Here is a 293-nt window from a genome sequence, read left to right as displayed (position 1 = left end):
CTGTCATCCGGCACCCATCCCGTTGAGAGCATGGCTCTAGCGGCAGCGAGATCGAGTTCCGGATGGAAATCCGGTAAGCACCTAATGGCCTTGAGTTCGGAGCCAAAAACCAGGGCATGGCGCGTCGGGGCGACGTAGATCGGCTTTTCTCCCATCCGATCGCGGGCGAGATGAAGCGTTCTCGTTTTTGCGTCCCACAGTCCGAACGCAAACATGCCGACAAAGCGCGTAAGCGCAACTTCGAGCCCCCAGTGCTCCACAGCGCCAAGTACGACTTCTGTATCGCAGGTACC

The 293-nt window shown here is 58.7% G+C and carries 1 pseudogene; it reads right to left on the bottom strand.

Annotated features, from left to right (window positions below):
- A pseudogene (locus EN852_RS39410) lies at positions 1-293 on the bottom strand (asparagine synthetase B); the annotation flags it as partial.

Origin of the sequence: Mesorhizobium sp. M2E.F.Ca.ET.209.01.1.1 (assembly GCF_004010375.2) — a bacterium.
In the GTDB taxonomy this organism is placed as follows: Bacteria; Pseudomonadota; Alphaproteobacteria; order Rhizobiales; family Rhizobiaceae; genus Mesorhizobium.
This window is presented reverse-complemented; position numbering and strand designations above follow the sequence as displayed.